The 21,234-nt window shown below is 60.0% G+C and carries 23 protein-coding genes; 12 read left to right on the top strand and 11 right to left on the bottom strand.

Annotated features, from left to right (window positions below; translation table 11 throughout):
- The first annotated feature begins 89 nt into the window (after window positions 1-89).
- Window positions 90-695: a glutathione transferase GstA gene (gene gstA, locus EKL15_RS05570; protein WP_038874842.1), complete on the top strand. Its 606-nt coding sequence runs from the start codon at window positions 90-92 to the stop codon at window positions 693-695.
- A gap of 40 nt (window positions 696-735) precedes the next feature.
- Here gstA and pdxY read toward each other — a convergent pair whose 3' ends face one another.
- The 5 genes from pdxY to anmK form a co-directional block, all read right to left on the bottom strand.
- Entirely contained in the window at window positions 736-1,596 is an 861-nt protein-coding gene (pdxY, locus tag EKL15_RS05565; RefSeq protein WP_060419156.1) for a pyridoxal kinase PdxY, read from the bottom strand.
- Window positions 1,597-1,679: 83 nt separating this feature from the next.
- The gene (tyrS, locus tag EKL15_RS05560) at window positions 1,680-2,954 is read right to left on the bottom strand and encodes a tyrosine--tRNA ligase (protein ID WP_025302669.1); all 1,275 of its coding nucleotides are present in this window, start codon (window positions 2,952-2,954) and stop codon (window positions 1,680-1,682) included.
- A 139-nt stretch (window positions 2,955-3,093) separates the two neighbouring features.
- Window positions 3,094-3,747 (bottom strand): pyridoxamine 5'-phosphate oxidase, encoded by a 654-nt coding sequence (pdxH, locus tag EKL15_RS05555; protein ID WP_025302668.1) that lies wholly within the window; start codon window positions 3,745-3,747, stop codon window positions 3,094-3,096.
- Between the two features lie 88 nt (window positions 3,748-3,835).
- A complete protein-coding gene (locus EKL15_RS05550; RefSeq protein WP_004931294.1) occupies window positions 3,836-4,138 on the bottom strand; it encodes an MliC family protein in 303 nt (100 codons plus the stop codon).
- Between the two features lie 45 nt (window positions 4,139-4,183).
- Window positions 4,184-5,305: an anhydro-N-acetylmuramic acid kinase gene (gene anmK / locus EKL15_RS05545; RefSeq protein WP_060440050.1), complete on the bottom strand. Its 1,122-nt coding sequence runs from the start codon at window positions 5,303-5,305 to the stop codon at window positions 4,184-4,186.
- Window positions 5,306-5,667: 362 nt separating this feature from the next.
- Between anmK and EKL15_RS05540 the strand changes: the two genes are divergently transcribed.
- On the top strand, window positions 5,668-6,132 hold the full coding sequence (locus EKL15_RS05540) for a glycine zipper 2TM domain-containing protein (RefSeq protein WP_025159710.1): 465 nt from the start codon (window positions 5,668-5,670) through the stop codon (window positions 6,130-6,132).
- Between the two features lie 92 nt (window positions 6,133-6,224).
- Here EKL15_RS05540 and slyA read toward each other — a convergent pair whose 3' ends face one another.
- On the bottom strand, window positions 6,225-6,656 hold the full coding sequence (gene slyA / locus EKL15_RS05535) for a transcriptional regulator SlyA (RefSeq protein ID WP_038874827.1): 432 nt from the start codon (window positions 6,654-6,656) through the stop codon (window positions 6,225-6,227).
- A 180-nt stretch (window positions 6,657-6,836) separates the two neighbouring features.
- Here slyA and EKL15_RS05530 point away from each other — a divergent pair, with 180 nt between their 5' ends.
- Genes EKL15_RS05530 through EKL15_RS05520 form a run of 3 tightly spaced genes read left to right on the top strand, consistent with a single transcriptional unit; the run spans window position 6,837 to window position 9,974 of the window.
- Window positions 6,837-7,073 carry a DUF1656 domain-containing protein gene (locus EKL15_RS05530; RefSeq protein ID WP_004931303.1) on the top strand — a complete coding sequence of 79 codons (237 nt, stop codon included), beginning with the start codon at window positions 6,837-6,839 and terminating at the stop codon, window positions 7,071-7,073.
- 3 nt (window positions 7,074-7,076) lie between these two features.
- Window positions 7,077-7,940: an HlyD family secretion protein gene (locus EKL15_RS05525; protein WP_060440051.1), complete on the top strand. Its 864-nt coding sequence runs from the start codon at window positions 7,077-7,079 to the stop codon at window positions 7,938-7,940.
- Window positions 7,941-7,943: 3 nt separating this feature from the next.
- Window positions 7,944-9,974, top strand: coding sequence for an FUSC family protein (locus tag EKL15_RS05520; protein ID WP_060419161.1), 2,031 nt, complete (start codon window positions 7,944-7,946; stop codon window positions 9,972-9,974).
- On the opposite strand, the gene sodC is transcribed toward EKL15_RS05520, so the two are convergent.
- A complete protein-coding gene (gene sodC, locus EKL15_RS05515) occupies window positions 9,975-10,496 on the bottom strand; it encodes a superoxide dismutase family protein (protein ID WP_100396337.1) in 522 nt (173 codons plus the stop codon).
- Between the two features lie 241 nt (window positions 10,497-10,737).
- Here sodC and EKL15_RS05510 point away from each other — a divergent pair, with 241 nt between their 5' ends.
- Complete coding sequence (locus EKL15_RS05510; protein ID WP_203089030.1) at window positions 10,738-12,582, top strand: polyurethanase; 1,845 nt, start codon at window positions 10,738-10,740, stop codon at window positions 12,580-12,582.
- A 61-nt stretch (window positions 12,583-12,643) separates the two neighbouring features.
- Here the strand turns inward: EKL15_RS05510 and EKL15_RS05505 are convergent, their stop codons facing one another.
- The 3 genes from EKL15_RS05505 to EKL15_RS05495 form a co-directional block, all read right to left on the bottom strand.
- Window positions 12,644-13,540 (bottom strand): aldo/keto reductase family oxidoreductase, encoded by an 897-nt coding sequence (locus EKL15_RS05505; RefSeq protein WP_203089028.1) that lies wholly within the window; start codon window positions 13,538-13,540, stop codon window positions 12,644-12,646.
- 99 nt (window positions 13,541-13,639) lie between these two features.
- Entirely contained in the window at window positions 13,640-13,879 is a 240-nt protein-coding gene (locus tag EKL15_RS05500) for a DUF1289 domain-containing protein (protein ID WP_019455980.1), read from the bottom strand.
- Window positions 13,880-13,900: 21 nt separating this feature from the next.
- Window positions 13,901-14,830 (bottom strand): LysR substrate-binding domain-containing protein, encoded by a 930-nt coding sequence (locus EKL15_RS05495; RefSeq protein WP_187135399.1) that lies wholly within the window; start codon window positions 14,828-14,830, stop codon window positions 13,901-13,903.
- 139 nt (window positions 14,831-14,969) lie between these two features.
- On the opposite strand from EKL15_RS05495, the gene EKL15_RS05490 reads away from it, so the two are divergent.
- The 6 genes from EKL15_RS05490 (at window position 14,970) to rnt (ending at window position 20,813) form a co-directional block, all read left to right on the top strand.
- Window positions 14,970-15,611: an NAD(P)-dependent oxidoreductase gene (locus EKL15_RS05490; RefSeq protein ID WP_060440054.1), complete on the top strand. Its 642-nt coding sequence runs from the start codon at window positions 14,970-14,972 to the stop codon at window positions 15,609-15,611.
- Window positions 15,612-15,749: 138 nt separating this feature from the next.
- Entirely contained in the window at window positions 15,750-17,387 is a 1,638-nt protein-coding gene (gene eptA / locus EKL15_RS05485) for a phosphoethanolamine transferase EptA (RefSeq protein ID WP_203089026.1), read from the top strand.
- Window positions 17,388-17,490: 103 nt separating this feature from the next.
- A complete protein-coding gene (locus EKL15_RS05480; protein ID WP_047727651.1) occupies window positions 17,491-18,111 on the top strand; it encodes a TetR/AcrR family transcriptional regulator in 621 nt (206 codons plus the stop codon).
- A gap of 90 nt (window positions 18,112-18,201) precedes the next feature.
- The gene (locus EKL15_RS05475) at window positions 18,202-19,305 is read left to right on the top strand and encodes an alkene reductase (RefSeq protein WP_060432117.1); all 1,104 of its coding nucleotides are present in this window, start codon (window positions 18,202-18,204) and stop codon (window positions 19,303-19,305) included.
- A gap of 338 nt (window positions 19,306-19,643) precedes the next feature.
- The gene (gene gloA / locus EKL15_RS05470) at window positions 19,644-20,051 is read left to right on the top strand and encodes a lactoylglutathione lyase (protein WP_004931325.1); all 408 of its coding nucleotides are present in this window, start codon (window positions 19,644-19,646) and stop codon (window positions 20,049-20,051) included.
- Window positions 20,052-20,129: 78 nt separating this feature from the next.
- Window positions 20,130-20,813, top strand: coding sequence for a ribonuclease T (gene rnt, locus EKL15_RS05465; RefSeq protein ID WP_038874795.1), 684 nt, complete (start codon window positions 20,130-20,132; stop codon window positions 20,811-20,813).
- 68 nt (window positions 20,814-20,881) lie between these two features.
- Here the strand turns inward: rnt and EKL15_RS05460 are convergent, their stop codons facing one another.
- Window positions 20,882-21,229, bottom strand: a complete 348-nt coding sequence (locus EKL15_RS05460) for a Grx4 family monothiol glutaredoxin (RefSeq protein WP_004931329.1) — start codon at window positions 21,227-21,229, stop codon at window positions 20,882-20,884.
- Window positions 21,230-21,234: the final 5 nt, after the last annotated feature.

Genomic DNA, 21,234 nt, shown 5'->3' with positions numbered 1-21,234 from the left:
TGTTAGCTAAGCCGCTGTAATTTTGGCGCTATGGGACTACGATGAGAGGTTAAGCATGCCCGTCATTCGTCATCAACAAGGAGCTTCCGATGAAACTGTTCTATAAAGCCGGCGCCTGTTCGCTGTCCCCGCATATCGTGCTGCGTGAGGCAGGGCTGGATTTTACGGCGGAGAAGGTCGACCTGGCGCAGAAGAAAACCGAGAGCGGCGCCGATTACCTCACCATCAACCCCAAGGGACAGGTACCGGCGCTGCAGCTGGATGACGGCAGCCTGCTGACCGAGGGCGTGGCGATCGTGCAATACCTGGCGGATCGCGTGCCGGACCGCAACCTGATCCCGGCGGCGGGCACTCTGTCGCGCTACCACGCGATCGAATGGCTGAACTACATCGCCACCGAGCTGCACAAAGGATTCAGCCCGCTGTTCAACCCGAAAACGCCCGAGGAATATAAAACCATCGCGCGCGCCAAGCTGGAGCAGCAGTTCAGCTATCTGGATTCGGTGCTGGCGAAGCAGCATTTCCTGTTGGGAAGCCGTTTCAGCGTGGCCGACGCCTACCTGTTCACCGTGTTGCGTTGGGCGTTTGCCCTGCAGTTCGACGTGCGCAAGCACGCCCATCTGGCGGCCTGGTTCGATCGCGTTGCGGCGCGCCCGGCGGTAGATGCGGCACTGAACGCCGAAGGATTGAAGTAAACATCGGGCCCCGGCGGCTGTCGCCGGGGCCGAATGCCACTTACAGTTTGACCGCTTTGAACTCGCTGCGCGGCTGCACGATCCGATCCTGCGCCGCCACCACCTGCAGTTCGTACTCGCCCATCTCCTGCGTGGTCAGCATCACCTCATACACGGCGGCGGTGACGTGCTCCAGCGCTTTATCCAGCGCCTCGCCCTTCAGCAGATCCACCAGCAGCAGACCGCTGGTCAAATCGCCGACGCCGACCGGCTGACGCGCGCCGAAGTCCACCAGCGGCCGGCTGATGTGCCAGGCCTCGTCCGCCGTCACCAGCAGCATTTCGAAACAGTCGGCATGATAGCCGGCGCGGGCCAGGTGCTTGACCAGCACCAGCCGCGGCCCTTTGGCGATCAGCGCGCGGGCGGCCTGCACCGCATCGGCCACGTCGGCGACGGCCATCTGGCTCAGCATCTCCAACTCCAGCAGGTTCGGCGCCATCATGTCGCTGCACGGCAGCGCCTGGCGGCAGTGAAACTCGGCCACGCCCGGCGCCACGATGCAGCCCTTTTCCGGATGCCCCATCACCGGATCGCAGAAATACCAGGCATTCGGGTTCGCCTGCTTAACTTGACGCACGATCTCCAGAATATGGTCACCCTGCTCCGGCGAACCGATATAGCCACTCAACACCGCATCACAGCATTTCAGCTGATCGATATTGGCAATGCCCTGCGCGATCTCGGTCAGATGGCTGGCCGGCATGACGCAGCCGGTCCACTGACCGTATTGCGTATGGTTGGAGAACTGCACCGTGTTTAGCGGCCAGACGTTGACGCCCATGCGGCGCATCGGGAACTCCGCCGCACTGTTGCCGGCGTGACCAAACACCACGTGCGACTGGATAGAAAGAATGTTTTTCATCGACAGAACTCGTTCGGAATACGGCAGCCGGGCGGCTGCCCAAAAATAAAGGGGCCGCCAGGGCCCCTTACCGTCATTATTCGTTATTGCCAATCCACCAGGCAGTAGTGTTTCTTGCCGCGGCGCAGCAGCGTGTAGCGGCCGAACAGACGGTCTGAATCGCTGAAGCGGTATTCGGCATCGGACTGCTTCTCGCCGTTGATGGTCACCGCGTTGGAACCGATCATGGTGCGCGCCTGGCCGCGTGACGGCACCAGTTCGGCATTCACCAACGCCTGCTGCAGATCGGCGTCGCCATCCAGTTTGATGGTCGGCATGCCGTCCTGCGCCAGCTGGGCGAAGTCCGCTTCGGTCATGTCGTGCAGCGCGCCGGAGAACAGGCTCTGGGTGATGCGCTTCGCGGCCGCCAGGCCTTCCGCACCGTGCACCATGCCGGTCACTTCTTCCGCCAGCACGTACTGGGCGCGTGGCGCCTTGCCGCTGTTCTTGTCTTCTTCTTCCAGCGCGTTGATGTCTTCCAGGCTCATGAAGGTGAAGAACTTCAGGAAGCGGTAAACGTCGGCATCGGCGGTGTTGATCCAGAACTGGTAGAACTTGTACGGGCTGGTTTTTTCCGGCGCCAGCCAGACCGCGCCGCCTTCGGTTTTGCCGAACTTGGTGCCGTCTGCTTTGGTGATCAACGGCACGGTCAGACCGAACACCTGCTTCTGGTGCTGGCGACGCGTCAGATCGATACCCGAGGTGATGTTGCCCCACTGATCGGAACCGCCGATCTGCAGCTCCACCTGGTGGCGGTTGTACAGCTCGGAGAAATCGAAGCCCTGCAGCAGGTTATAGGAAAACTCGGTGAAGGAGATGCCGGAGTCGTCGCGATTCAGGCGCTGCTTAACCGCTTCCTTATTGATCATCTGGTTGACGGAGAAGTGCTTGCCGATGTCACGCAGGAAGGTCAGCACGTTCATGCCGCCGAACCAGTCGTAGTTGTTGGCCGCGATGGCGCTGTTGCTGCCGCAGTCGAAATCGAGGAACGGAGAAACCTGCTTGCGGATCTTCTCGACCCACTCGTTCACCGTATCGGTGGTGTTCAGCTTGCGCTCCGCCGCTTTGAAGCTCGGATCGCCGATGAGGCCGGTGGCGCCGCCCACCAGTGCGACCGGCTTGTGGCCGGCCAGCTGGAAGCGCTTCAGGCACAACAGAGGAACCAGATGGCCCAAATGCAAGCTGTCAGCGGTCGGATCGAAACCGCAATACAGTGCAATTGGCCCTTGCGCCAGTCGCTCCGCTAACGCTTCCTCATCCGTAACCTGGGCAACGAGGCCCCGCTCTTGCAGTTGTTTAATCAAGTTGCTGCTTGCCATCAATGACTCCATGTATAAACGAATGCACCTTTGCCGGTACACGGCCTTTCGCCCAGTGGCGAAATAAAAAATTCAGGGTAGCGCATAGAATAAAGCGCCGGCGGCGTCAGCACCAGCGCTTAGAGGGGATTTTCCGTCTTCAGGGTGCCAGTCGGTCAATTTTCCAGTCATTCCCGTCCCGCTGATACAGGAAACGGTCATGCAGGCGATGGGCGCCGCCCTGCCAGAACTCGACGGAGTCGAATTTCACGCGGAATCCGCCCCAGAAACTCGGCAACGGCACCTCGCCCTGCTGGAACTTCTGCTTCAGCTCGAGGAATTTGCTTTCCAGCACGCCGCGCGCGGAAATGCGCGAAGATTGCTGCGATACCCAGGCGCCGATCTGGCTGTCTTTCGGGCGACTGTTGAAATACTTCAGCACGTCGAGGGTCGACAGACGCTCCACCTGGCCGAGAAAAATCACCTGGCGATCGAGCATGTGCCAGGGGAACAGCAGGCTGATATGCGGGTTTTGCGCCAGCTGCTGCGCCTTGCGGCTGCCGAGGTTGGTGTAGAACACCAGCCCCTGCTCATCGAAATGCTTGAGCAGCACGATGCGTTGATAAGGCTGGCCGTGTTCGTCGACGGTCGCGACGCACATGGCGGTAGGATCGGCCAGGCGGGCGTCGCAGGCCTGTTTCAGCCAACGCTCGAACAGTTCGAGCGGATTGGCGGTCAGATCGTTGCGGCGCAGGCCGCCTCGGGTGTATTCACGGCGCAGGTCCGCAACATCAAACTCATTCTTTTCAATCATCTGGGTTATCGACCAACTGAAAAATCCGTCGTTACATTCTGCGCCTGCGGCGCCAGGAACTCAATCGCTCCGACGCCGCCGCCGACCGTCACTCCGTCAACACGCAGTCGCTCATGACTACCTTGCCGTTGCGCTCAAGATAGGCGTTACGGTCTTTCGACCAAAAAGTGTATTTGCCATCGCTGTATTTGGCACCGGTCAGCGCCAGCACCTGCTTGAGATGCAGCTGTTCGCCATCCATCAGCAGGCTGACTTCGCTCGCCTTGCCGTCGAGCGCCACCGTCAGCGGCGTAGTGCCGCACTGGTAGTGCATCGTCTGGCTGCTTTGCGGCAGGATGTAGCTGCAGCCGGACAGCGCCAGCGCGCCGGCGACGAAAATGACTTTTTTCATGCTGTTGCTCCTTAGAAAAATCCTTCACAGGCTATCCTAACAGAGCTAACGGGCCCCCAATGGCAAAACCGGATAAATCCCACCCAACACCGTTTCACGGCTGGCGCCGGTCACCGAAGGCAGGTTGCCGGCCTGGCCGGACAGCGTGCGAAACGCCAGCCAGGCGAAGGCCAGCGCCTCCATGTCGTCGCCGCTGACGCCGAAATCGTCGGTCAGCCCGACCTCCGTCCCCGGCAGCAGCGCAGACAGGCGCGCCATCAGCAGCACGTTGCGCGCCCCGCCGCCGCACACCAGCAGGCGCTCGCACCCGCCGGCCAGCAGCACCTGTTCGCTGATGCTGACGGCGGTCAGTTCCGTGAGCGTGGCCTGCACGTCGACCGGCGCCATCGCCGGCAATCCGGCCAGCTGCCGCTCCAGCCAGGCGATATTGAAATACTCGCGGCCGGTGCTTTTCGGCGCCGGCAGCGCAAAGTAAGGATCCGCCAGCATCTGCTGCAACAGCGGTAAACAAACCCGCCCCTGCATGGCCCAGCCGCCGTCCTGATCGTAAGGCTGCGCACGGTGGCGCCACACCCAGGCGTCCATCAGCATGTTGCCCGGCCCGGTATCGAAACCGCGCACCGGCGTACCGGGCAACAGCAGAGAAAGGTTGGCGATGCCGCCGACGTTCAGCACCATGCGCCTCTCGACGGGATGCCCCAGCAGCGCCTGATGAAACGCTGGCACCAGCGGCGCGCCCTGCCCGCCGTAGGCCATGTCGCGCCGGCGGAAATCGCCGACGGTGGTGATATTGGTCAGCGCGGCGATGCGGTTGTTATCGCCGAGCTGCATCGAGAAACGCGCGTCGCCTTCCGGTTCGTGCCACACCGTCTGGCCGTGGCAACCGATGGCGGTGATCTGCTCAGCGTCGATGCCGGTTTGCTTCAGCAAGCCGAGCACCGCCTCGCCGAACAGCGTGCCCAGTTGAGCGTCCAGCCGGCCGACGGCCGCCAACGTGGTCTGCTGCCCCTGGCACATGCCCAGAATCTCTTTTTTCAGCGCCATCGGCATCGGGTGGCTATAGCTGGCCTGCTGCGCCACCATGCGATCGTCGATCGCGGCCAATACCACATCGATTCCGTCCAGACTGGTGCCGGACATGACGCCTATATAGCGGCCTGACTTCATAGCAACATCCTCTAACCCGCGCGGTAAGCAAATTTTATCCTGACAAATAAACCAGAATTGCCGGATTAACGCCATGAATTATGATGCTTTTTTTACAGGCCGTGAGCCAGACACCGCCTCCCGGCGCCGCTGTGGCACATGTAATGTGTTAAACCGTGCCATAACAGGCAACGGAATGTCGCCAAGGCTGTCATAAAGGTAAACCGCGGTTTATTATTGGTTGAACAGAGAAAAGTTAAGCTGCGTGCAGCGATGGAGCATGGCGGTGTGTCAACTTTCAGCCATACTTTGTCTATCATTTTCACTGAATCTTGCCTGGAGAGCATTGCCAGGTTATGGACTACTACCATCAGGAGTTTTGTATGATCAAGCGTCTTCTCGTCGTTGCCGTCGCCGCCGTTACGCTGGCCGGCTGTGCCAATGAATCCATGTCCGGCGATGTCTACTCGTCCTCGCAGGCCAAGCAGGTGCAGAACGTCACCTACGGGACGCTGGTTTCCGTGCGTCCGGTTAAAATCCAGGGCGGCGAAGGCTCCAACGCCTTGGGGATGATCGGCGGCGCAGTGATTGGCGGCCTGTTGGGTAACACCGTAGGCGGCGGCACCGGCCGTACGCTGGCTACCGCGGCGGGCGCCATCGCCGGCGGCGCGGCGGGCAACAGCATCGGTGAAGTGGCCGGCCGTACCTCAGGCTACGAGCTGGAAATCAAAACCGACCAGAAAGAGAATATCGTGGTGGTACAGAAAGCGGGCGACACCAAGTTCAGCCCAGGCCAGCGCGTGCGCATGGCGCGCATGGGCGACACCATCACCGTCTCTCCGCTGTAAGTCAGTCGGCGACAAACGGCAAACCGGAGGCAATCGCCTCCGGTTTTATTTCTGATGCTGTGAAACTGTAATCGTAGAAAATAAGAATATTATTATTTGTTCTGCAGTTCGGTGATATTTTGTTCTAACTTGCCAATCAGCCCTACCAACAGATGCACTTCGTCGGCGGTAATGCCGCTTAAAATCTCACTGCGTGTCGACGTGATCACACTGTCCACTTCCCTGATGATCGGATCGGCCGCGTCGGTCAGCTTGATGCGCTTCGCGCGGCGATCGTTGGCACAGGTGTGGCGCGTGATCAGCCCCTTCTCCTCCAGTTGGTCCAGCGTGCGAACCAGTGATGGTTGCTCGATACCGATCGCCTTGGCCAGCTGGATTTGCGACTGCTCCGGCGGCAAGCGATTGATATTGTGCAAAGTGACCCAGTGCGTTTGGGTCAGCTCCAACGGCTTGAGCCGATGATCGATGAGCGCGCGCCAAACACGAACTAATCGTGCTAAATCTGAACCTAATGTTGACTCCACTTCCCCCTCCTTATAATTAGCATGCTAACATTACCTCCCAGAGTTTAGACTATTTTGGGTAACTCACATTAAAAACACAAATGTATATAATGTATATTGTGGAAATAGCCACTATTTTTAGCCGCTATTGTTTAATCGTTATGCAAATATTCAACATATTCACCCTTAGGGATTGTTAATGTGAATACATCATGGTTACACACCTCATCCCCCTTACCCGATTTGGTCCTGGGGGCATCGCTTTATTTTCCACCTATATTTAAAGCTTTTTTACTAGGACTGGTCTTATGGCTGCTGATTCATCAGCTGCTGAGAGACTGGATGTATTCCGGTGAAATCTGGCATCCCATGTTGATGGACCTGTCCATTTTCGTTCTGACCGTCAGCGGTTCCTTATGGATTTTAGCGAGTTGGTAACCCATGCAGCATAAAACATTAAAATACTTTTCTACGGTGATCGTCTGCGCCATTGCCGTCTGCGCCGGTTGGTGGCTCTGGAATTATTATATGCAATCCCCATGGACCCGTGATGGAAAAGTGCGCGCCGAACTCGTCAATATCACCCCTGAAGTCTCTGGAAGATTAGAGAAAATAAGCGCGAATGACAATCAGTTCGTACCTGCGGGAAGTCTGATTTTTACCCTCGACCCGGTGCCCTACCAGATCGCGCTGGACAATGCTGAGGCCGCGGTGGCAAAAGCGCAATCCGATCTGGCCAAGGCAGACCACGAGGCCGCCCGCCGCCGCGGTTTGCCGCGTAACGTTATTTCCGCTGAAGATTTGGACGCGTCCAATTTAGCCGCTCAGGCAATGAAGGCCGCCTATAAAGCCGCCCTGGCCAACCTGGAACAGGCCAAATGGAATTTGAGCAAAACCAAAATTTACGCGCCAACCGACGGCTATATCACCAATCTGCAGGCGCGGGTCGGGAACTACGCCAACGCCGGCACGCCGCTGGTGGCGTTGGTGGATGTACATTCGTTTTATGTACTCGGTTATTTCGAAGAAACCAAGCTGAAGCATATAAAAGAAGGCAATAAAGCGGACATCGTTTTATATAACGGCAACACGCCGCTGCAGGGGGAAGTAGAGAGCATCGGCCGCGCCATTTACGATCAGAGCGTCGACAGCAGCAACGATCTATTAATGGACGTTAAGCCTAATGTTCCCTGGGTGCGTTTGGCTCAGCGCGTGCCGGTACGGATAAAATTGCTCAACGTGCCCGCCGATTTGACGCTGGTCGCCGGCACCACCTGCACCATTTCGATTCATCAGCGGAACTAAAGTGTGAACCTGCCTTTTTTGGAGTGGAGCCGCACCCCCTGGGGTAAGGCGACCGGCGGCCAATGGCGCTATGCGCTGCGCAATTCACTGGCGATGTGTCTCGCGCTGTGGGTGGCGTTCGTGCTCGAGCTCGACGAGCCCTCTTGGGCGCTCACCTCCGCCGCAGTGGTGAGTTTCCCCACCGTCGGCGGCGTGATCAGCAAAAGCATCGGCCGCATCTTCGGCAGCCTGATGGGTGCCGCCGCGTCGGTGGCGATCGCCGGCCACTGTCTGAACGATCCCTGGCTGTTTACGCTGTTCATCGCCGCGTGGATCGGGCTGTGCACCTATATCTCCAACCATTACCAAAACAACGTCTCTTACGCGTTCGCGCTGGCGGGCTATACCGCCGCCATCATCGCCTTCGGCACGGTCAACGTCACCGATACCCAGCAGATTTTCGATATCGCGCAGGCGCGGGTTTGCGAAGTGATCACCGGCATTCTGTGCGGCGGATTGATGATGATGATCCTGCCCAGTACCTCCGACGGCGAAGCGCTGCTGACTTCGCTGCGGCGCATGCAGCTACGCCTGTTGGAGCACGCCGCCATGCTGTGGCAGCCGGAGATCACCGCCCAGATGCGCACCTCGCACGAAGGGGTCATCGGCCAGATCCTGACCATGAACCTGCTGCGTATTCAGGCTTTCTGGAGCCACTACCGGCTGCGGCGGCAAAATAACCTGCTCAACTATCTGCTGCACCAGCAGCTGCGCATTACCAGCGTTATCTCCAGCCTGCGCCGCATGCTGCTGAACTGGCCGGATCGCCCCGCCAATCTGATGCCGGTGCTGACGCAATTGCTGGACGAGCTGCGCGATCCCGCCACCGACAAATACCGTTTGGCGCGCCTGCTTCAGCAGATCGCGCCGCAAGAGCCTACGGACTACCGCCACCGCGCCTTCTGGCTGCGCCTGCGCCATTTCTGCTGGCTTTACCTGCGCTGCAACCGCTGGCTGCAGCGGCTGGAGAGCGCCACGGCGGTCAGCGATCTCCAGCCGCCGCGCGTCACCTCGCTGGCGCGCCATACCGACAGCTACGAAGCCGCCTACAACGGCCTGCGCACCTTTTTGTGCATCGTGATCGGCTGCGCCTATTGGATCAACACGCAGTGGGACGCCGGCAGCGCGGCGCTGACGCTCACCGCCATCAGCTGCGTGCTCTACTCCTCGACGCCTTCACCGATCAACAGCGTCAGCACCTTGCTCAAGGCGGTGCTGCTGCTCTCGGTCGTCTGCTTCGTAGTAAAATTCGGTTTGATGATCCAGATTGACGACTTCTGGGTGTTCTGCGCCTTCCTGTTTCCGATCCTGGTGACCATGCAGATGCTCAAGCTGCAGAATCCGCCTTATGCCGCGCTTTGGGGACAGCTGATCGTCTTTATGGGGTCGTTCCTGACCGTCAGCAACCCGCCGAGCTATGACTACCAGTCCTTCATCAATGACAACATCGCTAAAGTCGTCGGCGTACTGCTGGCCGGGCTGGCGTTTCAGATCCTGCGCCCCAGCTCGGACAAACGCAAAAGCCGCCGCATTATCCGCGCGCTGCGGCGCGATTTTATCGATCAGTTGAGCAAAAGGCCGCAGCAGAGCGAAAGCCAGTTCGAATCGCTGATCTACCATCGCATCAGCCAGCTCAATCAAAGTCAGGATCAGGAAGCGCGCACCTGGCTGCTGCGCTGGGGCGTGGTGCTGCTCAACTGCAGCCATATCGTCTGGCAGCTGCGCGACTGGCAAACCCGTTCCGATCCGCTGTCGGCGGTGCGCGATGTCTGCATCCACTGCCTGCGCGGTATCATGACGGAGAAAGGCGTGCAGCACAGTTCGCTGGACGCCACGCTGCAGGAGCTGCTGCGCATGAGCAACGCGCTGGCGCACCACCCGGAACAGGCGGCACGCGATTTGGCCGGTCTGATTTGGCGACTCTACTGCTCGCTGCAGCAGTTGCAGCAGGCGATGGGCCAGCCCGCCACCGCGCCGGCCGTTAGCGGCGGGTGATCACTTGATCACCCCGCAGGCGAAACGCTCACCGCCGCCGCCGAGCGGCAATGGGTGATCCGAGTGGTTATCGCCGCCGGCGTGCACCATCAGCGCCTTGCCCTCAATTTCACTGATTTTTTTCAGCCGCGGCGCCAACACCGGATAGTTCGCCATGCCGTCGGCGGTCACATAGATGGCAGGCAAATCACCCAGATGCCCGTCGGCATACGGCCCGAGGTGCTTCCCGGTCTTTTGCGGATCAAAATGCCCGCCGGCCGCCAGCGCCGCCACCGCTTTGCCGTCCTTCATCCCCGGCTCGCAGCTGCCTTTTTCATGCACGTGGAAGCCATGAACCCCGGCCGGCAACGCTTTCAGGCTCGGCGTGAACAGCAAGCCATACGGCGTTTCGCTGATGACCACCTTGCCGACATCCTGACCGATCCCCTGCCCGGTCACCAGGTGCATCTCGACGTCGGTTGTCGCCGCCTGAGCCGCGCCACACGCCATCAGGCCAAGTGCTGCATACCAATAACGTTTCATCAATCAGTCTCCTTAATGTCTCTGCTGAGCTTTCAGTATAGGAGAGCCGGCGCAGGCACTGTTAACCAACGCACAATCTCGCCAATTTGATTCGCACACCTAATATTTAGGGCTAATACTATTTCTACCGATGTTGGTCCTCTGACCAGCTGTCGTTCGGCTAACGTTGTTTCCCTGTTTCCACCGCCGACGCATGAGAGTTCACTCCCCGGCCAGGCGGCATAATTCATAAGGAACTGATATGGGCATCTTTAGCTATAAGGATTTGGACGAAAACGCGTCGAAAACGCTGTTTTCCGACGCCTTGGCCATCTCTACCTACGCTTACCACAATATCGATAACGGCTTCGACGAAGGCTACCACCAGACCGGTTTCGGGCTGGGCCTGCCGCTGACGCTGATCACCGCGCTCATCGGCAGCACCCAATCGCAGGGCGGCCTGCCCGGCCTTCCCTGGAACCCCGACTCAGAACAGGCCGCGCAGGAGGCGGTGAACAATGCCGGCTGGTCGGTCATCAGCGCCGCGCAGCTGGGTTACGCCGGCAAAACCGATGCACGCGGCACCTACTACGGTGAGACCGCCGGTTACACCACCGCTCAGGCCGAGGTGCTGGGCAAATATGACAGCGAAGGCAATCTCACCGCCATTGGCATCTCATTTCGCGGTACCAGCGGCCCGCGCGAGTCGCTGATCGGCGATACCATTGGCGATGTGATTAACGATCTGCTGGCCGGTTTCGGGCCGAAAGGCTACGCTGACGGCTACGCGCTGAACGCCTTCGGCAATCTGCTGGGCGACGTAGCGAAGTTCGCGCAGGCGCACGGGCTGAGCGGCGAGGACGTGGTGGTCAGCGGCCACAGCCTCGGCGGGCTGGCGGTCAACAGCATGGCCGCGCAGAGCGACGCCAACTGGGGCGGCTTCTACGCGCAATCCAACTATGTTGCCTTCGCCTCGCCGACCCAGTACGAAGCCGGCGGCAAGGTGATCAACATCGGCTACGAAAACGATCCGGTGTTTCGTGCGCTCGACGGCACCTCGCTAACCCTGCCGTCACTGGGCGTCCACGATGCGCCGCACGCCTCCGCCACCAACAATATCGTCAACTTCAACGACCATTACGCGTCGGACGCCTGGAACCTGCTGCCGTTTTCCATTCTCAACATTCCGACCTGGCTGTCGCACCTGCCGTTCTTCTATCAGGACGGGCTGATGCGGGTGCTGAACTCCGAGTTTTATTCGCTGACCGACAAGGACTCGACCATCATCGTCTCCAACCTGTCGAACGTGACGCGCGGTAATACCTGGGTGGAAGACCTGAACCGCAACGCGGAGACGCACAGCGGGCCGACGTTTATCATCGGCAGCGACGGCAATGATTTGATCAAGGGCGGCAAAGGCAACGACTATCTCGAGGGCCGCGACGGCGACGATATCTTCCGCGACGCCGGCGGCTACAACCTGATCGCCGGCGGCAAAGGCCACAATACCTTCGATACCCAACAGGCGCTGAAGAACACCGAGGTCGCCTACGATGGCAATACGCTTTACCTGCGCGACGCCAAAGGCGGCATTACGCTGGCGGACGACATCAGCACCCTGCGCAGCAAAGAAACCTCCTGGTTGATTTTCAACAAAGAGGTGGATCATCAGGTGACCACGGCCGGATTGAAATCGGATTCAGGCCTCAAAGCCTATGCCGCTGCCACCACCGGCGGCGACGGCGATGACGTCCTGCAGGCTCGCAGCCACGACGCCTGGCTGTTCGGCAACGCCGGCAACGACACGCTGATCGGCCATGCCGGCGGCAACCTGACCTTCGTCGGCGGCAGCGGCGATGACATCCTGAAAGGCGTCGGCAACGGCAATACCTTCCTGTTCAGCGGCGATTTTGGCCGCGACCAACTGTATGGCTTCAACGCCACCGATAAGCTGGTGTTTATCGGCACCGAAGGCGCCAGCGGAAATATCCGCGACTACGCCACGCAGCAAAACGACGATCTGGTGCTGGCCTTCGGCCACAGCCAGGTCACGCTGATCGGCGTCTCGCTCGATCACTTCAACACCGATCAGGTGGTGTTGGCCTAAGGATCGGCGTAAAAAAAGCCGGGCGCTGTCGCCGCCCGGCTTTCCTCTTTTTTGCTCCGCCTTAAGGCACGTCATACCCCAGCGCCGCCTTGCGAATGCGGAACCACTGCTGGCGGTTCAGTACCAGCTTCTGCGCCTTCAGCGCCGAGCGCACCCGCTCAATCTTGCCGGAGCCAATAATCGGCAGCGGCGACGACGGCAGACGCATCACCCAGGCGTACACCACCTGTTCAATGGTATCGGCGCCGATCTCTTGCGCCACCCGCTGTAGCTCGTCGCGCAGCGGCTGGAACTCGGCGTCGTTGAACAGGCGCCCGCCCCCCAGGCAGGACCAGGCCATCGGCTTGATGCGCAGTTGCTGGCACTGGTCGAGCGTGCCGTCGAGAATGACCGGCTGGTGAATCGGCGAGATCTCCACCTGGTTGGTCGCCAGCGTGAACGGCAGGCGCGACTGCAATAGCTGGAACTGCGCGGGCGTAAAGTTGGAAACGCCGAAATGGCGCACCTTGCCGCTTTTATGCAGCGCGACGAAGGCTTCAGCCACGTCGTCGGCATCCATCAACGGATCCGGCCGGTGGACCAGCAGCAGATCGAGGTAGTCGGTATGCAGATGGCGCAGCGATTGTTCCGCGCTCTGTACGATATGGTCACGGTCGGTGATGTAATGGCCGATCGGGTTGCCGGGCTTGGCGGTGGTGGCGATGCCGCACTTGGTCACCAGCTCCAGCGACTGGCGCAGCGCCGGCTTCAGGCGCAGCGCGTCGCCGAACGCCTGTTCGCAGGCGTAACCCCCGTAGATATCCGCGTGGTCGGCGGTGGTGACGCCCAGTTCAACATGCTGTTCGATGAACGTCAGCAGCTGCTGCGGCGACATGCCCCATTCCATCAACCGCCAGTAACCGCAAATCATGCGGGAAAATTCAGGCCCCTGCGGCGCGAGACGTATACGTTCTACCATTGCGAAAACCTCATGACATTAGTTGTCAGCCAGCATACACAAGCCGGTGAGGCACAGGGAAGCGGTAAGCCACACGAACGTGCGGCAGATCAGGAAAGGTTAAAACAGCGACGGCTGTTCCGGCAGCGGCTCGTCGGGCGCTTTATTGGCGCGTTGCAGGCGCAGGAAGCGTTGACGGCAAAGGCGCAGCACCTCGCGCTTCTGCGCGTCGCTCATGCTCATCCAGCCGAAGCGCTCCTCGCGGCTGCGCAGGCAGCCACGGCAGAATCCGCGGTCGTCGGCCTGACAAATGCCGCGACACGGGCTGGGGATGTCGAAAAATTCAAGCTGCTGCGCCACGGGGCCTCCTGCGTTCTCTTGCTAATTGAAGACGCCATCGCCGCCGCTGGCAAGTCCCTTTTCGCCATTGCGGCGAAAATAGTCGCGCAAATAGCGCAGCGCTTGGCGGCTTTTCTCCGGAACGTTACGCTCGAGCGTCAGCGCGTGCAGCCGCAGCGGCGCCGGCCGCCACTCCGGCAGCAGCAGCAACAGCTCGCCGCGCTGAAGCTCGTCGCCAATTTCATACAGCGGCTGAATGGAAATGCCCAGCCCGGCGCGGGTAAAGGCGCGCATCACGTTCATGCTCTCGCTGACGATCTGCCCTTCCGCCAGCCGCAGCTTAACCTGCTGGCCGGACTGGTGCAGCAGGTCCAGATGGGCCCCGCTGTAGCCGCTGGAGATCCAGCGGTGCTGCACCAAATCCTGCGGTTTTTCCGGCACCCCATGCTGGCTGAGATAACGCGGTGCGGCGCACAGCACCATCGGCCATGCCGTCAGCGGGTGCGCGATCATATTAGCGTCCGCCAGCTGCCGGTTGGCCCGCAGCGCAATGTCGACCCGCTGCTCTATCATATCAACGATGCGATCGTCCGCCAGCACCCGCAGCGTCAGCTTGGGATGCGCCTGCAGCAGCGGCGCCAGCGCCTCCGCCAGCGATCGGCCGCCGATGCCGACCGGGGTGGCGATGCGCAGCTCACCCACCAGCGTATCCCGCAGCTCCGCCAGCCGCTGTTCCGCCTGCTGCGCCTGTTGCAGCATCGCCTCGCAGCCGGGGTAAAACGCCGCCCCCGCCTCGGTCAGCGCCAGACGACGGGTGGAGCGGTGCAGCAGCGGCACCCCGAGCGCCTTCTCCAGCGAGCGCATATGCTGGCTGACCGCCGACGGCGTCATGCCCAGCCGCCGCGCCGCGCCGGCCAGCGACCCCTCCGCCACCACGGTGGCGAATATCGCCATTCGATTGAGTTTATCCACGATTATGAAGTTTTACTTAATCAAGAAAGCATGAATATGGCACTAATCACGGCTATTGTTAAGGGCTAGAGTATAAACCACGCAGCAGGCATATCGGCCTGCTTCATGATACTGAACACATCCCCGAAGGAGCATACAGATGAAAGTAGCCATTATTGGAGCAACCGGTTTTGTTGGCCGCCGCGTGGTGGATGAAGCGCTGGCTCGCGGCATTCAGGTGACGGCGATCGCCCGTCAGAAAAAAGAGTTGCCGGAGCACGCCAATCTGACCGTCGCGCTGGGCGACGTTGCCGATACCGCCTGGCTGGCGGGGCAATTGCGCGGTCAGGATGCGGTGATCAGCGCCTACAACCCCGGCTGGGGCGAAGACAACCTGTATGAAAAGACCGCTCGAGGCGCCCAACAGATCCTCACCGCGGTCGAACAGGCCGGCGTCAAGCGCCTGCTGGTGGTCGGCGGCGCCGGCAGCCTGGAAGTGGCACCGGGCGTTGAACTGGTGGATACGCCACAGTTCCCGGAAAATATCCGCCCCGGCGCGCAGGCGGTACGCGATCTGCGCAACAAGCTGCGCAATGAATCGGCGCTCGACTGGACCTATCTCTCGCCGGCTGCCCTGCTGGAACCGGGCAAACGCACCGGTCAGTTCCGCCTCGGCACCACCCAGCTGCTGATGAACGGCGAAGCGCCGGCCAGCATTTCGGTGGAAGATCTGGCGGTCGCCATCGTCGATGAGATTGAAAAACCACAGTTTATTCGCGCGCAGTTCACCGCCGCCTACTAAACTGCCTCATTGCCAGGCCGCCCGGCCTGGCCTTTTCCCTGCGTTCGCCGCCGCCAGTATTCTGAATTTCTAAGGTTTTCTTAAGTTTCATCCGGTAGATTTCAAGGCATTATCTCCTCTCAGGATCCAGATTTGGCAATGTGGTTACGTCAACGCTTACAGTGCAACAGCCTCGGTTTTATCCTCGCCACCGCCCTGTTCTTCACTCTGTTTCAAAACGCGTTATTCCTGCACCGCGCCTGGTCGTATATCACCTTCGATAGCGTCCACAGCGTCATTTTCGCCGCCAGCATGCCGGTGGTGATTTTCTGTGCGCTGAATATCATCTTCAGCGTGTTGACCGTGCCCTACCTGCGCAAGCCGCTGATCGTCTTTTTCTTGCTGGGCAGCGCCGCAGCCAACTATTTCATGTACAGCTATGGCGTGGTGATCGACGGCAACATGATGCAGAACGCCTTCGAAACCAATACCCAGGAAGCGACGGCGCTGCTGACGCCGCGCATGGGATTGTGGCTGGCGCTGCTCGGCGTTCTGCCGGCGGTGGCGGTCTGCTTCGCCCATATTCGCCAGACCCGCCCCTGGTGGTATATGGTCGGGCTGCGCGCCGCCAACGTCATGCTGTCGTTGGTGGTGATCCTGATCGTCGCCGCGCTGTTCTACAAAGACTACGCTTCGCTGATCCGCAACAATAAAAGCGTGGTGAAGATGTTGACGCCTTCCAACTTCGTCGCCGGCACGCTCAAATTTACCAAACAGCGCTATTTCACCCGCAATCTGCCGCTGGTAAAAATCGGTGAAGACGCGCGCAAAGGGCCGCTGATCGCCGGGCAGGCCAAGAAAACGCTGGTGATCCTGGTGGTGGGCGAAACCGCCCGCGCCGAAAACTTCTCCCTCGGCGGCTACGAGCGCGAAACCAACCCGCGCCTGAAGCAGGACGACGTGGTCTACTTCAAGAACGCCAGCTCTTGCGGCACCGAGACGGCGATCTCCGTCCCCTGCATGTTCTCCAACATGCCGCGCAGAGAGTACGACGCGACTCAGGCGGCACACCAGGAGGGCATGCTCGACGTGCTGGCACATGCCGGCGTCAACGTGCTGTGGCGTGATAACGACGGCGGCTGCAAAGGCGCCTGCGACCGGGTGCCGCACATCGACATGACCAAATTGAAACTGCCGCAGGACTGTGACGGCGAAGTTTGCATGGATAACGTGCTGCTGTATAAGCTGAACGACTACATCAATAGCCTGAAAGACGACGGCGTGATCGTGCTGCACCAGATGGGCAGCCACGGCCCGGCTTACTACCGCCGCAGCACGCCAGAATTCCAGACATTTTCGCCGACCTGCAACAGCAATCAGATCCAGGATTGCAGCCATGAACAGCTGGTGAACACCTACGACAACTCGATCTTGTATACCGACGCGATGCTCGATGCCACCATCAAGCTGCTGCAGCAGTATGACGACCGCTTCAATACCGCGCTGGTCTATTTGTCCGATCACGGCGAGTCGCTGGGGGAAAACGGCATGTACCTGCACGGCACGCCTTATGTCTTCGCGCCGAGCCAGCAAACGCACGTGCCTTTCCTGATGTGGATGTCGGCCGACTATCAGCGCAACTTCGGCGTCGATCGCCAATGCCTGAACGCGCTGGCGGAAAAGGACGATGTGTCGCAGGACAACCTGTTCCATACCCTGCTGGGCATGCTGAACGTACAAAGCCGCGAATATCAATCCCGGCTGGATATCCTGCAGCGTTGCCGCAACGCGGCGTAAGCGCTTAACTTCCTCGTGCCGCTGGGGCACAATAGTTCGCAGACAACCGGCGTTTTGTGCGCCGGTTTTTTTATTCCCATTGACCTAGACCAATCGGTCTATTATGCTCGGCACCATGATGACCAAATCAACGCATTGCAACGTGGACACACGTGAACATCTGCTCGCCACCGGCGAAACTCTCAGCCTGCGCCTGGGCTTTACTGGCATGGGGCTGAGCGAATTGCTGGCCACTGCGGGCGTGCCGAAAGGCTCGTTCTACCACTATTTCCGCTCGAAGGAAGCCTTCGGCGAAGCGATGCTGCAACGCTATTTCGCGCATTATGATGCAGAAATGCAGGCGCTGTTTGCCGATGAGCACGGCGATGCCCGCCACCAGCTGCTCGGCTATTACGCCCAGGCCATCAGCTACCACTGCCGCAGCGAATGCCATAACGCCTGCCTGGCGGTGAAGCTTTCCGCCGAGGTGAGCGATCTGTCAGAACCGATGCGCCATGCGCTGGAAACAGGCACCGCTCGCGTGATCGGCCACCTGCAGGAGGCCATCGAACGCGGTATCGCCGAGGGCTCGCTGTCGGTGGCCATGAGCCCGGCAGCGACCGCAGAGACGCTGTACTCACTGTGGCTCGGCGCTTCGCTGCGCGCCAAGATCCGCCACTCGCTGGCGCCGTTGACCAGCGCGCTGGAAAGCATCGAGTTGCTGCTGCGCCCGCCGCAACCGTAACGGTAACAATTTCTTTTTATTGAAAAATGCAGTTCGTGGTTTTTTATCGCCCACCACTAGACGACCGGTCTATTAAATACAGGATGCACTATGAAGACTGAAAAATTGCTCTCTCCGCTGAAGGTTGGCGCCATCACCCTGCCCAACCGCGTGTTTATGGCTCCGCTGACGCGTCTGCGCAGCATCGAGCCGGGCGATATTCCTACGCCGCTGATGGCGGAATATTACGCACAGCGCGCCGGCGCGGGCCTGATCGTGACCGAAGCGACGCAGGTTTCCTTCCAGGCGAAAGGCTACGCCGGTGCGCCGGGGTTGCATACGCCGGAGCAGATCGCCGCATGGAAAAACATCACGCAGGCAGTGCATGATAAAAACGGCCATATCGCCGTGCAGCTGTGGCACGTAGGCCGCATCTCCCACGCCAGCCTGCAGCCGGGCGGGCAAGCACCGGTCGCCCCTTCGGCAATCAACGCCGAAACCCGCACCACCGTGCGTGATGAAACCGGCGCCTGGGTGCGCGTACCGACCTCCACGCCGCGTGCGCTGGAAACCAGCGAGATCCCGGGCATCGTCAACGATTTCCGCCAAGCGACCGCCAACGCGCGGGAAGCCGGCTTCGACTTCATCGAACTGCATGCCGCCCACGGCTATCTGCTGCATCAGTTCATGTCGCCGGCCTCCAACCAACGTACCGATCAATACGGCGGCAGCATCGAGAATCGCACCCGTCTGACGCTGGAAGTGGTCGACGCGGCGGTCGCCGAATGGGGTTCTGAGCACATCGGCATCCGCATCTCGCCGCTGGGGCCGTTCAACGGGCTGGACAACGGTGAAGATCAGGAAGACGCGGCGCTGTATCTGGTGGAAGAGCTGAACAAGCGCAACATCGCCTACCTGCACATTTCCGAGCCGGACTGGGCCGGCGGCAAGCCGTATTCCGACGCCTTCCGCGACTCGGTGCGCGCCCACTTTAAAGGGGTGATCGTCGGCGCCGGCGCCTACACCGCCGAAAAAGCCGAAGCCTTGATCGAAAAAGGTTTCATCGACGCGGTGGCCTTCGGCCGCAGCTACATCGCCAACCCGGATCTGGTGGAGCGCTTCCGTCAGCACGCGCCGCTGAACGAACCTAAGCCGGAAAGCTTCTACGGCGGCGGCGCCGAAGGGTATACCGACTATCCGTTTCTGGCGAAGTAACCCGTCCTGATCCCAAACGGCCATGCGACTGCCTGGCCGTTTTTTTATCCGCCGCACGCAAAAAAGCCCGCACGGGGCGGGCCGGTGTTCCCTGGTGTTGTGCTCTACTGCCGTTCAATTTTTACACGCTTGCCGTCGAAATAGATAATTGATTGTGCAGATCAATTACTCTGTATCGATCGGTACGCTCGATCAATATTTAGACATCACCGTCGCGAGCCCCACAAGTGACATTGTCACTCATTCGTTACGTTGAATTCCTTTGCGGGACAAGGCTATACTCGCTGGTGCTTCAATCCACCCGCCGTCTGCCACGGCACAGCCAATTCAGAGGAATTATGCGCTTACTCCATACCATGATCCGCGTCGGTGACCTGCAACGCGCCATCGACTTCTACACCAAGGTATTAGGCATGCGCCTGCTGCGCACCAGCGAAAATCCAGAGTACAAATACTCGCTGGCTTTCGTCGGCTATACGGAAGAAAGCGAAGGCGCGGTTATCGAACTGACCTATAACTGGGGCACCGACAGCTACGACATGGGCACCGCCTTCGGCCACCTGGCGCTGGGCGTGGACGACGTTGCCGCCACCTGCGACAGCATCCGCCGCGCAGGCGGCAAGGTCACCCGCGAAGCCGGCCCGGTGAAAGGCGGCACCACGGTCATCGCCTTCGTCGAAGATCCGGACGGCTACAAAATCGAGCTGATCGAAAATAAACATGCCGGTCAGGGCCTCGGCCACTAAGCCTCCCCTTCAGGGCGCGCTGCGCCCTGCTGATTCTCCGCGCAATAGCGCCTGCAACCGGGCGCAAAATTTGCCATAATGCGCGCTGCATTCGATGAAGATAAGAAACTGATGGCCGAGAAAAGTGATCTTAACGCCCTGAGTGGTCGTTTTCGTGGGTTTTATCCCGTAGTAATAGATGTTGAAACCGCCGGCTTCAACGCCAATACCGATGCGTTGCTGGAGATCGCCGCCGTCACGCTGAAAATGGATGAAGACGGCTGGCTGCAGCAGGACGAGACCCTGCACTTCCACGTGGAGCCTTTCGAGGGCGCCAACCTGCAGCCGGAAGCGCTGGCGTTCAACGGCATCGATCCGCACAACCCGCTGCGCGGCGCGGTCAGCGAATATGACGCGCTGCACGCCATTTTCAAAGCGGTGCGCAAAGGGCTCAAGGATCGCGGTTGTAACCGGGCCATTATCGTGGCACACAACGCCAACTTCGATCACAGCTTCCTGATGGCCGCGGCCGAGCGCGCCGGCCTGAAGCGCAACCCGTTCCATCCGTTCGCCACCTTCGACACCGCCGCGCTGAGCGGCCTGGTGCTGGGCCAAACGGTGCTGGCGAAAGCCTGCATCGCCGCCGGCATGCCGTTCGACAGCAGCCAGGCGCACTCCGCCCTGTACGACACCGAACAAACCGCCCTGCTGTTTTGCGAGCTGGTTAACCGCTGGAAACGTCTCGGCGGCTGGCCGCTGCCCGCCGGCGACCTCGCCGAATAAGCCCAATAAAAAAGGCGGCCCAGTTTGCACTGGCGCCGCCCATTGCGCGATAACCGCAAGCCTGTCGATTAAGACTGTTGGTCTTCCTGCGCTTTATACTTTTCCGCAGTTTCTTTGATCAGCTGCTGCAGTTCGCCGCGCTGATACATCTCGATGATGATATCGCAACCGCCGACCAGCTCACCGTCTACCCACAGCTGCGGGAACGTCGGCCAGTTGGCATATTTTGGCAGCTCGGCGCGGATGTCCGGGTTTTGCAGAATATCCACGTAGGCGAAACGCTCGCCGCAGGCGGACAGCGCTTGCACAGCCTGTGCGGAGAAGCCGCAGCTCGGCAGCTTAGGCGAACCTTTCATGTACAGCAGAATCGGGTTTTCAGCGATCTGGTGCTGAATTTTTTCAAGTGTCGTCGTCATTTATT

Source organism: Serratia sp. 4542 (assembly GCF_016805595.1).
GTDB lineage: Bacteria > Pseudomonadota > Gammaproteobacteria > Enterobacterales > Enterobacteriaceae > Serratia > Serratia nevei.
Note: the sequence above shows the minus strand (reverse complement) of the source record. Positions and strands in the feature narration are given on the sequence as shown.

Bases quoted from the DNA above. Each gene is read 5' to 3' on its own strand.
- pdxH (WP_025302668.1), bottom strand. From the start codon at position 3,747: ATGATTGAAAAGAATGAGTTTGATGTTGCGGACCTGCGCCGTGAATAC.
- tyrS (WP_025302669.1), bottom strand. From the start codon at position 2,954: ATGGCAAGCAGCAACTTGATTAAACAACTGCAAGAGCGGGGCCTCGTT.
- EKL15_RS05490 (WP_060440054.1), top strand. From the start codon at position 14,970: ATGAAAGTAGCCATTATTGGAGCAACCGGTTTTGTTGGCCGCCGCGTG.
- EKL15_RS05540 (WP_025159710.1), top strand. From the start codon at position 5,668: ATGATCAAGCGTCTTCTCGTCGTTGCCGTCGCCGCCGTTACGCTGGCC.
- gstA (WP_038874842.1), top strand. From the start codon at position 90: ATGAAACTGTTCTATAAAGCCGGCGCCTGTTCGCTGTCCCCGCATATC.
- gloA (WP_004931325.1), top strand. From the start codon at position 19,644: ATGCGCTTACTCCATACCATGATCCGCGTCGGTGACCTGCAACGCGCC.
- EKL15_RS05475 (WP_060432117.1), top strand. From the start codon at position 18,202: ATGAAGACTGAAAAATTGCTCTCTCCGCTGAAGGTTGGCGCCATCACC.
- sodC (WP_100396337.1), bottom strand. From the start codon at position 10,496: ATGAAACGTTATTGGTATGCAGCACTTGGCCTGATGGCGTGTGGCGCG.
- EKL15_RS05525 (WP_060440051.1), top strand. From the start codon at position 7,077: ATGCAGCATAAAACATTAAAATACTTTTCTACGGTGATCGTCTGCGCC.
- EKL15_RS05480 (WP_047727651.1), top strand. From the start codon at position 17,491: ATGCTCGGCACCATGATGACCAAATCAACGCATTGCAACGTGGACACA.
- eptA (WP_203089026.1), top strand. From the start codon at position 15,750: ATGTGGTTACGTCAACGCTTACAGTGCAACAGCCTCGGTTTTATCCTC.
- EKL15_RS05510 (WP_203089030.1), top strand. From the start codon at position 10,738: ATGGGCATCTTTAGCTATAAGGATTTGGACGAAAACGCGTCGAAAACG.
- rnt (WP_038874795.1), top strand. From the start codon at position 20,130: ATGCGCGCTGCATTCGATGAAGATAAGAAACTGATGGCCGAGAAAAGT.
- pdxY (WP_060419156.1), bottom strand. From the start codon at position 1,596: ATGAAAAACATTCTTTCTATCCAGTCGCACGTGGTGTTTGGTCACGCC.
- EKL15_RS05460 (WP_004931329.1), bottom strand. From the start codon at position 21,229: ATGACGACGACACTTGAAAAAATTCAGCACCAGATCGCTGAAAACCCG.
- EKL15_RS05505 (WP_203089028.1), bottom strand. From the start codon at position 13,540: ATGGTAGAACGTATACGTCTCGCGCCGCAGGGGCCTGAATTTTCCCGC.
- anmK (WP_060440050.1), bottom strand. From the start codon at position 5,305: ATGAAGTCAGGCCGCTATATAGGCGTCATGTCCGGCACCAGTCTGGAC.
- EKL15_RS05550 (WP_004931294.1), bottom strand. From the start codon at position 4,138: ATGAAAAAAGTCATTTTCGTCGCCGGCGCGCTGGCGCTGTCCGGCTGC.